At 42.9% G+C, this 15475-nt stretch carries 11 protein-coding genes; 9 read left to right on the top strand and 2 right to left on the bottom strand.

Annotation, left to right across the window (positions count from 1 at the left end; genetic code table 11):
* Positions 1-6: 6 nt before the first annotated feature.
* Both ACTWQL_RS02365 and ACTWQL_RS02360 read left to right on the top strand, forming a co-directional pair.
* Entirely contained in the window at positions 7-474 is a 468-nt protein-coding gene (locus ACTWQL_RS02365) for a GNAT family N-acetyltransferase (RefSeq protein WP_443140825.1), read from the top strand.
* Between the two features lie 138 nt (positions 475-612).
* Positions 613-900, top strand: coding sequence for a hypothetical protein (locus ACTWQL_RS02360; protein ID WP_443140824.1), 288 nt, complete (start codon positions 613-615; stop codon positions 898-900).
* 259 nt (positions 901-1159) lie between these two features.
* Here the strand turns inward: ACTWQL_RS02360 and ACTWQL_RS02355 are convergent, their stop codons facing one another.
* Both ACTWQL_RS02355 and bglX read right to left on the bottom strand, forming a co-directional pair.
* Positions 1160-4507, bottom strand: a complete 3348-nt coding sequence (locus tag ACTWQL_RS02355; protein WP_443140823.1) for a GH36-type glycosyl hydrolase domain-containing protein — start codon at positions 4505-4507, stop codon at positions 1160-1162.
* A gap of 11 nt (positions 4508-4518) precedes the next feature.
* The gene (bglX, locus tag ACTWQL_RS02350) at positions 4519-6681 is read right to left on the bottom strand and encodes a beta-glucosidase BglX (RefSeq protein WP_443140822.1); all 2163 of its coding nucleotides are present in this window, start codon (positions 6679-6681) and stop codon (positions 4519-4521) included.
* Between the two features lie 388 nt (positions 6682-7069).
* On the opposite strand from bglX, the gene ACTWQL_RS02345 reads away from it, so the two are divergent.
* From ACTWQL_RS02345 to ACTWQL_RS02315, 7 genes are all read left to right on the top strand, one after another.
* Entirely contained in the window at positions 7070-8302 is a 1233-nt protein-coding gene (locus ACTWQL_RS02345; RefSeq protein WP_443140821.1) for an extracellular solute-binding protein, read from the top strand.
* 193 nt (positions 8303-8495) lie between these two features.
* Positions 8496-9395: a carbohydrate ABC transporter permease gene (locus ACTWQL_RS02340; RefSeq protein WP_443140820.1), complete on the top strand. Its 900-nt coding sequence runs from the start codon at positions 8496-8498 to the stop codon at positions 9393-9395.
* A 15-nt stretch (positions 9396-9410) separates the two neighbouring features.
* Complete coding sequence (locus ACTWQL_RS02335; protein ID WP_443140819.1) at positions 9411-10241, top strand: carbohydrate ABC transporter permease; 831 nt, start codon at positions 9411-9413, stop codon at positions 10239-10241.
* Between the two features lie 170 nt (positions 10242-10411).
* Positions 10412-12049, top strand: coding sequence for a glycoside hydrolase family 13 protein (locus ACTWQL_RS02330; RefSeq protein ID WP_443140818.1), 1638 nt, complete (start codon positions 10412-10414; stop codon positions 12047-12049).
* A 5-nt stretch (positions 12050-12054) separates the two neighbouring features.
* Positions 12055-12843 (top strand): alpha/beta hydrolase, encoded by a 789-nt coding sequence (locus tag ACTWQL_RS02325; RefSeq protein WP_443140817.1) that lies wholly within the window; start codon positions 12055-12057, stop codon positions 12841-12843.
* A 238-nt stretch (positions 12844-13081) separates the two neighbouring features.
* Entirely contained in the window at positions 13082-14074 is a 993-nt protein-coding gene (locus ACTWQL_RS02320) for a LacI family DNA-binding transcriptional regulator (protein ID WP_443140816.1), read from the top strand.
* A gap of 270 nt (positions 14075-14344) precedes the next feature.
* On the top strand, positions 14345-15313 hold the full coding sequence (locus ACTWQL_RS02315; protein ID WP_443140815.1) for a nuclease-related domain-containing protein: 969 nt from the start codon (positions 14345-14347) through the stop codon (positions 15311-15313).
* The last annotated feature ends 162 nt before the right edge of the window (positions 15314-15475 follow it).

The following is a 15475-nucleotide window of genomic DNA, read 5'->3' as shown; positions in this document are numbered from 1 at the left end:
AATAGGATGTCAAATATAACATTACAAATTATTACCTCTGACAATTGGAGAGAAGCACTTGAATTATCCGTACACGAAGTACAACAGAAATTTGTTGCTTCAGTTAATCCTCCAGTTGCTATTGCACTTGCTAAAGCATACATAAGACCTGGTGGAAAAAAGGTTGAACCATACGGGGTTTATTATCAAAAAAAGATGGTAGGATTTTTTAATTTGCATTATACACCTAATAGTACAGACGATTATTGGATTTTTCATTTTTTCATAGATAAAAAATTTCAAAGAAACGGATTAGGTTTAAAAGCATTTCAAGAATTGATGAGACAGATCAAACAAAATAATCCTGCTTGTAACCGTATACGTTTAACTGTTCATCCAGAAAATGAAGCTGGGAGGAAATTTTATTTAAAAGTAGGCTTTACGGAAGATAATATTTTGACATTTGATGAGCCCACTTATTCCATACTCTTATAATAAATTTTCGAAGAACATTTCTTATATTCTTCTAACGGGGGCATTTCTTTAATAAGAAAGTGCCCCTAATGCAAAAAATTGAGATGAAGCACATTAGTATTATTACAGGACATAAATAAAAATATATGGAGGTTAGTAATGTTATTTATAATATTTGGGGTTATTGCAATAGTAGCTACTTTTATAAATCTTTATATGTATAAAGCAGGAAAGGATTATAAGCTTGCTATGGCGATGGGATTATCATTTACAGCATTAACACTTTGTGCAGAATACAGTCTTGTATCTCGGTGGGTAAAAGTGGAAGATTGGGCAGCTTTATCGGATGTAGTACCTGGTATGGTAAGGGCATTATGGTTTTTGACAATTGTTTCTATCTTACTAAATATAGCACCTATACTTTTAGAACTTAAAGGTAAGAAATAATCACTTATTGTATATGCAATTATTGTGTAGATCTTTATGTATAACTAACGGGTGCGTTAGTTTAAAATATGCTTCAATTATCTCGAAATCAAGTCTTATAGAAAAGGGGGCTTTAATGGAGTAAGACCTCGCCATAAAAACGTAAAAAGAGCTCAAAATCGAGCTCTTTTTCTTGTGAATTTATATGGAATCTGTCAGTGAAAAATGTGCAAATTTGTCTTGCAATACAGTCTGTGAATGCCGTTTTTGAACCTTTCTGTTAAATCGAGACTTTTATCAGATTTCCATCACGGTCAAGGAGTTTTTCAAGATCGTCTAGCTTGATTGAAAAGCCACCTTCACGATAACGGTTTGTACAAGGGATATATTCAACTTTTTCTCCATTAACCTCAACAAACTTGTGGTTATCAGAAAGAGAATACACGAAGGTGACCGGCAACCCGATCATTCGGAATTCGAACCTCAGTCCGTCCAGGTCATCCGATAGAACAGGGTCAATGATCAAACGGCCATCTTCAATACGGATCCCGAGAGCATTCGAGATTAATTGATTCATATAGATTCCAGGACCGCTTGAATAGATGCGCCATCCACCTTTTACTGGAACGGTGCCTTTACGAAGTTCATCAAAGCGGTCCTGAGCTTCATAGCGGGTATTGAATTTACCGTCCGAACTGCTGAAGTACGTATTGCTCTGACGCATTTCCGCATTCGGTACGACATCCTTCAATCCGATCGGGTTGATGATTTCAAGCCCTTTCCAAACCTCATCCCCGCGACCGAGCTTCGCCATCGCCTCTACAAAACGGATATGCGCATGGACGTATTGCAAACCGATTTCACGTCCAAAGTTCGCGGCTTGTTCTGCACGTTTGAAATGAGTGCTGACTCCACCTGCATAGTTGGCTGGACGGTTCATCAAGCGGACACCGTCAGGGCAATAGAGGTGCTCTTTGATCAATTCATAATGGGACTGCGCTTGCTCTGGTGTGAAAAGCTCGCTGATGATGCTTCGATTCATCGGAATCAACCGATAGTCGATTCCGGTTTTCGTGTCTGTCGGGTGGATCATCAATTCAGGCTGATTTTTATTCTCCATGTAAAGGAAACCTGGCAGGACGTCTGTCTTAAACATGAATCGGTTATAGTCTTCTTTAATGCCGAATGCTAGTGTCTTAAGTTCAATCGCTTCCTGATGATCGACCTTTTCCAGCACTTTTGATAGCTGGTGGATTACTTGATAAGTAAGGGCGACTGTCCAGCTGCTAGCCATGTATTTTTTCAATTGCTGGTTCGCTGGCTGCAGGGTGTCATCCCAATCCCCATCGTCATAAGACGACAAGAACGTATCGTGCAGAAAGTGGCTTTTGATATAATCGATCTGCTTTTTAATATGTTCGAGCAGCGTTTCTTTTTCAATGCTGAAATCGAAGCCATCACTTACTGTATATGGGATCTCTTCTTTTAAAATTTCAAAATCCCCTGTAGCACGGACGTAATCGCTCACAACCTTCAACGGCCAGACAATGACATCACCATGGCTTTCATTCGCCTGGATCTTGAAGTACTTATCGAACATGAACCATTGCGGCCAGCTGCCATCATCTTCGTATTGATGCGCATAAACCGTCTGGATGATTTCACGGACTGATTCATAATTTTGTGTGGCCAGGAAGTATTCGATCGGACCCTGGCAAACATCCCTTGTTCCCCATGCTGCTCCGCCATATTGTTCAAGTCCATGCGGAACGGAAAAGTGGACGAGCATGTTATGGGTATACCACCATGATAGGGTGTTCAGCTTTTCAATCTGATTGGAGGAAGACGTAGTCGACGATAGCTTGAAACCGTTCATCACGTCAGCATAATAGCTGCGATATTTCTCAATCTCTTCTGTCACATCTTTTTGAATGAAATCCATCTCTTCGCCATGAAGCAAGCCCTGGATCGTTATGGTCCAATCGCTAGAAGGACTAAGATCGAACACGTTTAGAGAAACGGATTTCGGCTCAAGAGCTGGAGAGAAGACCTGCTCATCTGTGAGCTCGATTTCTGCTCCCTCCACCTTCAGACGATAAGAAAGCTCCGGAAATACCTTTGCACTGTCCGCATTGGCAGCTGCACTGTAAACAATCGTTTCCCCTTGTTGTTCAACAGAGAACGGGACTTCGTATTCATTGTTGTTCATCGTAACCTGGTTGGACAACAAGAAACGATAGGCGTTCCCTTTTTCAGAGCGGACGTTCAATCGAACTTCAGGTGTGTCAACGGTCGTATGGTTCGTCACGATAATCAGATCATCTTCCGTTTTATAAAACCAACGGGTGTAATTGAAGCCGATTTCGAAAAGGGACGGCATGCCGAGCAGATGATACGCACCATCGATTTCGATATAAAGTCGTTGTCCGGATGTTTTAAAGATGTTCAATGCATTGCGCGTATTTGTCAACATTTTATTGAACGATGTGTTGCCGACGACGAGCTGGGAATTGAACACACCTGTCATATAAGAAGTGGTCGTCATGACATTTTCAGTCAATCGGTCATTATGGCCGCTCATCAAAATGTGCCCATGCGGACGTTCCACGAGTTGTTCTTTTTCTTTTAAAACGACATGCTCATGGGTGTCCGTAAAGAATGAGAGCAACTTGCCATCCTGATGTTCCTCATGCTTTCGGTCGGGGTATAGGCCTTGGATCTCTTCTTCACCCAGTTCTACGGTCTTTAAAGGGTTACCGAACTTTGAGGATAACGAAATTTTTTCCACAGCGTGGAATTCCGTTTCTCCTGTTTCTTCAACCTTTTTCCAGGCATCAAGGACTTCCTCTTCAAATTCCAGGGATGTGACGGCTTCCGGGTGGTCTTCCTTAAAGAGTCCGTAAAAGATGACTCGGTCCTTTCCCTCAAGAGAATTGCGCTCGGATTGCAGAGCGATATAGGCAAATTCATATTGATAAATTTCATTTGCGAGTGATTCTTTGGACAAGGCTTGGGGTACATTCGTTTCGCGATAAGAGGTGCCGAAAAATTGGAATCCGTCTGTTGAGAACCCGGTCACTTTATTCAATGATCCTTGTTGGATATATGGGAAACCGGATTGCATCGGCTGGTTTTGACGGGAGCAGACGACATAGCCTCGATTTTCGTCCTCATAAACGGTGTGATCCGTATATTGGGAGATGTAAGCTTCATTGGAACGCACTGCTCCTTTATCAGCCAATCCGAGATCCTGTGCATAAATCAGATCGTATTCGACATCTGCTCCTTCCAATACAACGTCCCAGAACCATATCCCTGAATCGGTCAAAATGAAGGAGACCTCATAGCGGACATTTTCAAAGGTACCTGACCATTTGAGAGCGGAATCTGCTACTGCCAGATCGCTGTCCGAATGGATGCCGATAAGTGGAATGACTTTAATTTCGTCAGATTGAAAAAGCCGAAGGTAAAGGTTGTTAAGGGAACCGTCGATTGGGTTCCCCTGAACTTGATTGATCAGTGTAGATTGATGGGAGATCTCGAAAACATCCCCTGTATTTAAGAAAGAAAATTGCAGGTTTCCTGAACGGATTTTGAATCTATGATCAGTTTGCAAATTAGTAGACAATGATAGCACCTCTATTTCTCTAGTTTAAAAGGATGTGCAGTTACATCTCTGCTGTTCGGTCCGATATAAGCAGTAAACTCTCCCGGATCACTTTCAAAACTCAAATCCGGATGATAGTAACGAAGTTGTTGCTCGGAGATTGTAAAAGAGATCGTCTTCGTTTCCCCTGGTTCGAGCGATACTTTCTCAAAGCCTTTCAATTCTTTCAAAGGTCGTACGACTTCCCCGGTGATATCACGTACATAGAGCTGTACGACTTCTTCACCTTTAACGTCTCCGGTATTCGTAACATCTACAGTCAACTGGATCGGTCGATCTGTCTTCAACACGTCACTTGATAAAGACGCATCACTGTACGAAAACGTGGTGTAACTTAATCCGAAACCAAATGGGAAGAGAGGCTCATTCGGTATGTCCAGATATTGGGATACATATTCGCCTTTCGCATCTGGTGTTGTCTGCGGTCGTCCAGTATTGTAGCAATTATAGTAGACGGGAACCTGTCCGACCGAATAAGGGAAGGACATTGTCAGACGCCCAGATGGCACAGCATCTCCATAGAGCAGGTCAGCCACTGCTGATCCAGCTTCTGATCCTGGGTACCATGCTTCCAGGACGGCATCTGCTTGATCGACAACGCCATGCAAATCAAGTGGGCGCCCATTGAATAGTACAGCTGCCATCGGTTTGCCGAGAGGCTTCAATGCTTTGATCAACTCAAGTTGTGCCTGCGGCAATCGGATGTCTGCACGGCTTTTGGCTTCACCGCTCATCGCTGAATCTTCTCCCAATGCAAGGACAACGACATCAGCGTTAGCCGCAGCCTCCAGTGTCTTTTCGATCTGGCTCTGGGTGATGGTTTCGACATCGCTGCCTTTTTCAATGGAAAGGAGCGATGGATCGATTTTCGATTGAATCCCTTCACTTAAGGTCACCGCATCCTCTTTCGATCCGATCCAAGACCATGGACCGAGCAGATCATTGTTTTCACTAAATGGACCGATCAAAGCGATTTTCTGATCTTTCTGGAGAGGGAGAACACCATCATTTTTCAAAAGGACAGATGACTTTGATGCGAGTTCTCTTGCTGCTTGGCGGTGTGAAACAGAAAAGACAATTTCTTTTTCAAGTTCTTCATCCGCAGCACGGGTGGGATTTTCAAACAATCCTAATTTATCTTTCAGCTCTAAAATTCTTATAACGGCTTCGTCAACCACTGCTTCGTCTAGTAGCCCTTCATCAATAAGTTCTTTTGCATGATGGACATAACACGTCGTCATCATTTCAATGTCTACACCAGCAGTAAGTGCCTTCTGAGCAGCATCTTTCTTGTCTGCGGCGAAACCATGAGCGATCTGCTCTTTAACAGCACCCCAATCCGAAATCATGACACCATCAAAATTCCATTCACCACGAAGGATGTTCCGCATCAGCTTCTTATTGCCTGTTGCAGGGATTCCGTCTAAAATATTGAAGGCTGTCATGACCATCTCACAACCTTCATCAAGTGCAGCTTTGTATGCTGGCAAATAATATTCCCGAAGCTGTCTTTCGGACATGTCGACAGTATTATAGTCACGACCGCCTTCCGGAGCTCCGTACGCTGCAAAGTGTTTTACACAAGCTGCAACACGATTCTTGTCATTCGTCAAATCCTCACCCTGGTATCCTCTGACAAACGCTTTCGCATATTCACTATTAAGAAATGGATCTTCTCCAGTCGATTCCATGACTCTGCCCCAGCGAGGATCTCGAACTAAATCGACCATAGGTGAGAATGTGACATGAACACCTGATACAGCTGCTTCTTTAGCAGCGATTTCTGCGCTTCGTTCTGCTAGTTTCAAGTCCCACGAACACCCGATAGCCAATGGAACTGGAAAAATAGTTTTATAGCCATGGATGATATCGGCCATGAATAATAGCGGAATTCCTAAGCGATTCTCCTTCAAATGGGTTTTCTGAATGTTTTTAGTGGTTTTGGCTCCGGAAGCTCCTAATACGGAACCACTATTAATAATGACATCCTTTGTGATACCCATTTCAGCCATTGGACCGGTGATTTGCCCTTCATTTGAAGCACCTTTATAAAATGGGGTAGCCAACTGGATCAATTGCGCAATCTTTTCGTCTAACGTCATCTTGTTTACAAGTGAAGTAAGCTGTTCGCTCATATTCATCCTCCCGAGAGTTCTTTGATATTTAAAGCATTCGAAACGTTTCAATATATGTTATCAAGGATTATAAGCGCTTTCTTTTTTGGAGTCAATGAAGATATCCGCCTCATTTGGCTTGAAAACGATTGATATGAAAGAATAAACGTTGATACTAAAGCAATTTTTTAAAAATTTTTAATGTTTTTTAAAATAAATGTTGAAAGCGGATTCACATTTGATTATAATCAAGTTGTCGAAACGTTTCAACGAAAAGAGAAAGATTCGTGCTCAAAAGTGTTGAATATCACTATTGCTGCCATGAAATTTTCTTTTCATGCATTTGTTTATTCCTATTTATAAAGACTAGCATTAACGAATAATTAGAGTAGAAGGGAGAATGTTCGAAATGAACAAGAAGATTGTTTCGCTTTTCTTTGTTTTTCTTTTAGCCATTTCTGCTTTACTTGGAGGCTGTTCAAATGGATCTGGTGAAGATGACAACACTATTTCAGTCTGGGCAATGGGTGAAGAAGGTAAAAAATTAGATGAGATTGCAAAGAAATTTGAAGAAGAAAATCCAGAGATCAAAGTAAAGGTACAAGCAATTCCATGGGAAAACGCACACGATAAGCTTTTGACGGCAGTTGCATCTCAAAAAGGTCCGGATGTTGTCCAATTAGGAACGACATGGGTATCTGAATTCGCTGATGCAGGGGCACTCCTTGATCTATCGGAACATATGAAAGATTATCCTGAATTCAAGCCTGAAAATTACTTTGATGGTGCAGCGAAAACGATGAAATATGAGGATCAGATCGTCGGTATTCCTTGGTATGTTGAAACACGTGTACTCTTCTATCGTACCGATCTACTAAAAGAAGCAGGTTATGATGAAGCGCCAGCAACGTGGGATGAGTTGAAAGATGCTGCGGGGAAACTTGCTGATCGCGGGGACAAGTATTATGGATTGGATATCGATCGTAACGACCAGATCATGCCATTCATCTTCGCATGGCAAAATGGATTCGAATTTGACACGGATAAAAAGAACCTTAACCTCGATAGTCCAAAATTCGATGAGGCAATCAACTATTACACAAGTTATTTTGATGAAGGAATCAGTACCACTAAAGAAGGAATGGATATCGTCCAATCCTTTAAAGATGGTGTAAAACCGATGTTTTTCAGTGGTCCTTGGATGGTGAACATCCTGAATGATCAAGCTCCTGATCTAGAAGGGAAATGGGCTATCGCCACAATGCCTGAAAAAGAGCAGGTAGCATCCAGTATCGGTGGATCGAACTTCTCCATTTTCAGCAGCTCGGATAAAGTGGAAGAATCTCTAAAGTTCATTTCTTACATGAACGAAGTAGATACGCAAATCGAGTGGTTTAAAACTTCTAACACGTTACCTTCAAGGGTAGAAGCTTGGGAAGATCCGACCCTTAAGGAAGACGAAATGCTTTCCGTTTTCGGTGAGCAATTGAAAACAGCAAAAGCTTCTCCGCAAATTCAGAACTGGGAAGTTGTCGGACAAGAATTGCTCAATGCAATCGAGAAAGTCACTGTCGGTGATGCAGACGTCGATAAGGAACTAGACAAGTATCGTCAAAAAGTCATCGAGTCCAATGAAGATTGATTTGATGATCATACTTGATTAGAGAAAATAGTGGAGTTACAGGCATTCCTTTATGCCTGAACTCCATTTTTACGAAGTAGAGGGGTAAAACTGGAAGGAATGAAACAGTTGTATTCAACCTCTACTCAAGCTCAAACATCTCATTGTAGTCTAAGTCAGTCGTCATGAGTATAGTTCAGTTAGGTGGGTTATTATGGGCAATGGTTTCAAACGATTATATCAGGATCGACACCCCTTCATGTTCATCGGGCCAGCTGTCCTGATTCTATTGGTCTTCAGCATCGTTCCGATTTTCGTGGCTTTTTTCATCAGTTTTACAGACCTTGATCTCAAGGGGCTTGCAAACTGGTCGAATATCAATTATATCGGACTAGAAAATTATAAAGAACTCTTCACAGACGAAGTCTTTCATAAATCAATTTATAACACATTATTCTATGCAATCATCGGAGTGCCTCTTGTTATTGTTTGTTCATTAGGAATCGCATTGCTCCTAAACTATGGATCCAACCTATTGTTCAGGTTTTTCCGAGGAGTCTACTACATGCCTTCCATCACGAATATCATTGCGGTAGCAGTCATCTGGGGTTACTTATACAATACCGAATATGGTCTTTTCAACTACATCTTGTCCCTGTTGGAGGCAGATAAAATCCCTTGGCTCGAGGAACCGACGATCGCAAAGCTTTCGTTGATCGTGCTTGCTGTCTGGAAAGGAATCGGGATCAATATGATCATTTTCCTTGCAGCATTACAAGGGATTCCGCAATCGTATTATGAAGCGGCAAAAATTGACGGTGCGAACCGTTTTCAAATGCTTTTCCAAATTACGATCCCGCTCTTGCGTTATGCAACGTTCTTCGTAACGATCACGACCTTGATTGGTTGGCTGCAATTCTTCGAAGAGCCGTTCGTCATGACCCAGGGGGGGCCATTGAACGGAACGATTTCCATGGCCTTGTTTATTTATCAGGAAGGCTTCCAATTCAGTGAATTCGGTTACGCGGCAGCTGGATCATTCATCTTGTTCGTTTTCATCATCGTCGTGACACTTGTCCAGTTCAAAATCCGAAAATCTGACACAGAGTATTAGATCGGGGTGGCTCATATGGAATCAAATACAATCAATCGGAAAATTGAAAAGACAATCGTCAGTATCCTTCTTATCGTAGGTGGTGTTCTCGTATCCATCCCGTTTTTCTGGATGATCATGAGTTCATTCAAACCGAACGGAGAAGTGCTGCTGTTTCCGCCAACACTGTTCCCTGAGAACCCGACTCTTGAAAACTACATCAATTTGTTCGAACGGCTTAATTTCGGAGTCTATCTGAAAAATACGATCATCATTGTCGTGATGTCCTTTGTGGGTCTCTTGTTCAATGCGATGGCGGGTTATGGGTTTGCAAAATACAAATTCAAAGGTCGTGAGCCTGTCTTTTACCTTGTGCTTGCGACAATGATGATTCCAGCACAGGTAACGATGATTCCCGTTTATTTGATCCTGAATGAAATGGGACTGACGAATACGATGACTGGGATCGTGCTGCCAGGATTGGCGGCTGCATTCAGTATCTTCTTGTTCAGGCAGTTCATGACGACGATTCCGACGGATCTGATTGAAGCAGCTCGTTTGGACGGAGCAGGAGAGTTTTATATCTTCTTTAAGCTGATCATTCCGATCGCGAAACCGATTTTCGCTGTACAGGGGATTCTTACGTTCATCGGTGCCTGGAACAGTTTCTTATGGCCGTTGATCATTGCAAATGATGAAAGCCTTTATACGTTATCCGTAGGGTTGTCGCTGCTGCAAGGGCAGTACGCGAGCAACTATGGATTGCAGATGGCCGGTGCTGCGTTCATGGTTGTACCGATCATCATCATCTTTTCTTTCTTCCAAAAATATATTGTGGAAGGATTTACGATGTCAGGGCTTAAATAAGTACAAATGGAAAAGCAGGCTGTCCAAAGAAAAGTGTCAGACACCTCCAAACAACATTTTGTATCACAACCACGATTTTTCTCAAAATGATGTTAAGTACGGAGAGACTCAGTCACTTATGGACAGCCACTTTTTCGGTGACGAGAATATTCGAGTGGTTGGAGGATGTTATGGATAAAAAGTGGTGGCATACAGCAACGGTCTATCAAATTTACCCACGTAGTTTCTATGATTCAGACGGGGATGGAATCGGAGACATCCCCGGGATCATTGAAAAACTGGATTATTTAGCTGAACTCGGGATCGATGTCATTTGGCTCAGTCCGGTCTACAAATCTCCGAATGATGATAATGGCTATGATATCAGTGACTATTACGGGATCATGGATGAGTTCGGGACGATGGAAGATATGGAGAGGCTGATTGAAGAAGCGAAAGCCCGGAATATACGAATCATCATGGACCTTGTGATCAATCATACGTCTGATGAACACCAGTGGTTCGAGGAGTCCCGGAAATCGAAGGATAATCCATACCGTGATTTCTACATTTGGCGGGATGGAGAGGACGGACCCCCGAGTGATATCCACTCCGTTTTCAGCGGTCCAGCCTGGGAGTATGATGACGAAACGGGCCAGTATTATTTCCATCTATTCAGTAAAAAACAGCCGGATTTGAATCTTCATAACGATGAGGTCCGTAAAGAGCTGCATAAGATGATGAACTTTTGGCTGGAAAAAGGGATCAGCGGGTTCAGGATGGATGTCATTGATTTGATTGGGAAAGAAGTCGACAAGGGGATCTTGACTGACGGACCGCTGCTGCACCCTTATTTGAAGGAAATAAATGAGAAGGTATTGTCGAAGTATGATGTAATGACGGTCGGGGAAACCCCTTCAGCTACGACAGATTCAGCAAAGTTGTATACAGCCCCGGAACAGAATGAACTTGATATGGTGTTCACTTTCGAGCATATGTCGTTAGATGAGGTTCAAGGTCAGGGGAAATGGGCGTTGAAACCGTTGGAGCTCAAAGAGTTGAAGGCGGTCTTAAGCAAGTGGCAGACTGAACTTCACGGGCAGGGCTGGAACAGTTTGTACTGGAACAACCATGATCAGCCGCGTATCGTCTCCTGCTGGGGGAATGATGATGAATATCGCGTCAGGTCTGCTAAAATGCTTGCGACGGTTTTACACATGATGCAAGGCACACCTTACATCTATCAGGGTGAAGAAATCGGAATGACCAATATCCGCTTTGATGACCTTGACGATTACCGCGACATCGAGACATTGAACATATATAAGGAAAAAACAGAACAGGGCACTCCGCATGAGGAAATCATGAAGTCGATCTATACGAAAGGACGCGACAATGCCCGGACTCCGATTCAGTGGAATGGCTCGGAGAATGCCGGTTTTACGACTGGTGAGCCATGGATCAAGGTGAACCCGAATTACAACGAGATCAATGTGGAGAAGGCTTTAGCTGATGAGCAATCGATTTTCCATTATTATAAAAAGTTGGTTCAATTACGGAAAGTACATGAGATCATCGTCTATGGAGAGTATGGACTGATTGAAGCGGATCATGACGAGATTTTTGTGTATGTACGCCGGCTTGGCGAGGAAACGTTACTGGTAGTTGCGAATTTTTATGGCGGCACACCAAAATTTACCTTACGAGAAGGTTTTTCTGCTAACAATGCGGAAATAGTAATTAGTAACTATGACGATTCACCAAAATCACCAGAACAGATCGATTTACGACCATATGAAGCTGTCGTTTATCGGTTAGGACGAGGGTGATCAGCATGGCACGGATTACTTGCGATTTTTATTCAGAAGCGCTGCAATGTTCAACTTCGATTACCGTGATTTTGCCCCAGCAAGTCGGGGTGCTGGAGTCAGAGGAAGTTCCGGACTTCGGGAAAACGTATCCGACGCTCTATTTATTGCATGGACTTTCGGATGACCATACAATCTGGAGCAGGCGGACATCGATCGAGCGATTTGCAGATTCCTATGGGATTGCGGTTGTCATGCCTGCTGTCGGGAGAAGCTGGTATACGGATATGGAATATGGCCATGACTATTTCACCTATGTGAGTCGTGAGCTTCCGAAAGTGGTCCAATCCATGTTTCCTCTTTCTTCAAAACGAGAAGATAATTATATCGCCGGGCTTTCGATGGGTGGATATGGCGCATTGAAAACCGCATTTCATTTTCCAGAAAACTATCGTGCAGCGGCCAGTCTTTCAGGAGCTGTCGATGTAGTGGAACGGATTCCTGATTTTAATAAGGATTTCCCTGCTATATTCGGGAATCGTCAAGTTGAAGCTAGTGGCGATGATCTTTTTCATATGGCAAAAGTGTTGGTGGAGAGTGATTCTCCAAAACCTTTTCTCTATGTGAATTGCGGAACAGAGGATCACCTTTATGAAGCGAATCTCCGTTTTCGAGATCATTGCGGGGAGATCGGGCTGGATGTGAAATATGAAGAATTCCCAGGCACTCATGAATGGGGCTACTGGGACCAGCACATTCAGAAAGTGTTGGCGTTGTTTTTTAAAGGCTCTTTTCTAAAAGATGGTTGCGTTTGAGTCATTTTTAAAAATCACCTTGTGCAAGTTGATTGGAGAGCAAGGTGCGAGACTCCTGCGGGATCAGCGGGACAGGTGAGACCATTCAATGTCGCAAGGCGACGAGTGGGCTCACCGCACGCCCCGCGGAAAGCGAGCATCCTGGAGCGGAAATCAACGACTTTCAAGAGCAACAAAGTTTTGCGAAAACAGCCTTTTTAAAAGATAGATAATTAGCAAGCAGTAGGATGTGAAGGTTATGGCAACGATCAAAGACGTAGCAAAACGTGCAGGAGTGGCGGTATCGACAGCTTCTTATGCACTGAACAATATTGATAAAATCAGTCCAGACACGAAGAGAAAAGTGATTGAAGCAGCCAAAGAGCTGAACTATCAGAAAAACGGGATCGCCTCAGACTTGAAGAGGACGAAGACAAACACGATTGCGTTAATCCTGAGTGATTTGTCTGGTCCTTATTATTCGGAACTGATCAATGGCGTCCAGACCGTCGCGATGACGAACGGTTACGACCTGATTGCGTGTAACTCGATGGGGGATACACAATCGACTGCGGTCAAGTTTTTAAAAGAAAAACGTGTCGACGGTGTCATCATTTTAGCGCATAATATCAGTGATGAAACGATTCTTGAGTCTGCACGTGAAGGGTTTCCGATTGTCGTCCTGGACCGGCATCTGGTTCATGATCATGTGCTCCAGGTAGAAGTCGATAACTGGCAAGGCGGATTCCTTGCTACAGAACATTTGATTAAAAAAGGACACCGTAAGATCGCGTTCATCAGCGGTCCGAGCAACTCCCATGACAATTCGCTTAGATTCCGCGGATATGAAGCGGCTTTGGAGAAGCATGGGCTGCCTTATACTTCGAAATGGAAAATCTCCGGGGATTTCACACGTGAGAGCGGATATCGAGCGACGAAAATGCTGATTGTGCAGAATGATCTTCCTGAGGGGATCTTTTACGCGAATGATGAAATGGCGATCGGCGGACTGCAAGCATTCAAGGAAAAAGGTGTGCGTGTCCCAGAGGACGTGTCGATCGTCGGCTTTGATGATATCCAGCTTGCTGAGTTCGTAGAGCCGCCATTAAGCACGATCCGCCAGCCGAAGTACGAAGCAGGTGCACTCGCCGTGCACTTGATCTTCCAACAACTATCCAATGAAAAAGTCGAGCCATACTATAAGCTATCAACCGAGCTGATAGAGAGACAATCTGTAGTGGCTCGGGATTAGATAAGTGGGATGAGGACCTATCGCTGAAGCGGCGATAGGTTTTTTCGTTTTTCGCTCGGGATGTGGTGTAAATTTACACCTTTGGTCGGATTCCGTTGAAAATCGACCGGATTATGTTGCAAACCCGCCGGATTAGTACTCAAACCCGCCGGATTAGCTCCCAAACCCGCTGGATTACCGCTTAAACTTGCCGGATTAAATCATCCAAAAAGGATTTTTACAGTTTATCAGGAATATATTCTTATCCAACATAAGGAAAGGAATGATTTTTTGACGCAAAAAATCCACTTTATTAATCAGAAACACGAAAAGCTAGAAGCAATGGAGAGAAGAACACCATTCACTCACCCTGCCCGGTTAAAAGTTGAAAGCTGGGTGGACATCAGCAGATCTGGGGAATGGGGAGAGCGTCGACTTGATTACTATATAAGCTTTTTCCACAAAAACAACTACCTCATTTTCGAAGGACTTCGGTTATCCAGTGGAACATACCATTTCCAAATTGATACCCTCCTGGTCTATCGAAAGTTCATCCTTATCTTTGAAGTAAAAAACCTCACTGAAACGTTAATTTTTGATACCGATTTTAATCAACTGATCCAGCAATTCAAGGATAGGGAAGTCATCCATAAAGACCCGATACAACAGGTAAACCTTCAGCATTTCCAACTTTCCGAATGGCTCAAACACAATCATTTTCCGAAAAATATCCCTATTCTTTCATTTGTTGTCATAGTAAATGATAATGCCAGGATTGTACCAAAGAATAATCATGACCTGCTTGTGAAAAAGGTGATTCGTAATACGAAAATCCGAGATGTTTTGAATGATCTTCACGCTACATATGATAAAGACATCCTCTCACAAAAAAACCTTCACACTTTAAAACACCTCTTCCTTAAGCTCCATACCCCAAATAATCCCGACCTTCTATCCAAACTCAATATAAAAAAGGAAGAACTTATCACCGGTGTTCAATGTCCTAGTTGTTCAAGGTTTCCAATGAGAAGACATTATGGGAAGTGGCATTGTCTGGAATGCAGTGTTATTTCCAAAGACGCTTACATACAAGCATTACGTGATTATTTTTTATTGTTCTATCCTACAATCACGAACAGGCAATTAAGAAAATTTCTTCATGTTTCTTCTGATTCTATAGCAAAGAAAATTGCCCATTCCCTCAACCTCACCCACACAGGAACCACCAAAAACCGCATTTACCACCTGAATTCACTTTAGCCTAAGAACTATAAACTTTAAATGAATATTGGCGATTGCCAATAGTTCCGATTAATCATTGCCTCTCTTTTACCTCTATAAGTCCACAGCCTTCCCATCTACTAAGTCTCAAGCCGTATTGCAATACCCTTCTTGAGCCAGTTACTGTTTCCGTTTTCAGTC

This window comes from Pseudalkalibacillus sp. R45 (assembly GCF_052246725.1).
Taxonomy (GTDB): Bacteria; Bacillota; Bacilli; order Bacillales; family Fictibacillaceae; genus Pseudalkalibacillus.
Note: the sequence above shows the minus strand (reverse complement) of the source record. Positions and strands in the feature narration are given on the sequence as shown.

Bases quoted from the DNA above. Each gene is read 5' to 3' on its own strand.
- ACTWQL_RS02365 (WP_443140825.1), top strand. From the start codon at position 7: ATGTCAAATATAACATTACAAATTATTACCTCTGACAATTGGAGAGAA.
- ACTWQL_RS02335 (WP_443140819.1), top strand. From the start codon at position 9,411: ATGGAATCAAATACAATCAATCGGAAAATTGAAAAGACAATCGTCAGT.
- ACTWQL_RS02340 (WP_443140820.1), top strand. From the start codon at position 8,496: ATGGGCAATGGTTTCAAACGATTATATCAGGATCGACACCCCTTCATG.
- ACTWQL_RS02360 (WP_443140824.1), top strand. From the start codon at position 613: ATGTTATTTATAATATTTGGGGTTATTGCAATAGTAGCTACTTTTATA.
- ACTWQL_RS02330 (WP_443140818.1), top strand. From the start codon at position 10,412: ATGGATAAAAAGTGGTGGCATACAGCAACGGTCTATCAAATTTACCCA.
- ACTWQL_RS02325 (WP_443140817.1), top strand. From the start codon at position 12,055: ATGGCACGGATTACTTGCGATTTTTATTCAGAAGCGCTGCAATGTTCA.
- ACTWQL_RS02345 (WP_443140821.1), top strand. From the start codon at position 7,070: ATGAACAAGAAGATTGTTTCGCTTTTCTTTGTTTTTCTTTTAGCCATT.
- bglX (WP_443140822.1), bottom strand. From the start codon at position 6,681: ATGAGCGAACAGCTTACTTCACTTGTAAACAAGATGACGTTAGACGAA.
- ACTWQL_RS02320 (WP_443140816.1), top strand. From the start codon at position 13,082: ATGGCAACGATCAAAGACGTAGCAAAACGTGCAGGAGTGGCGGTATCG.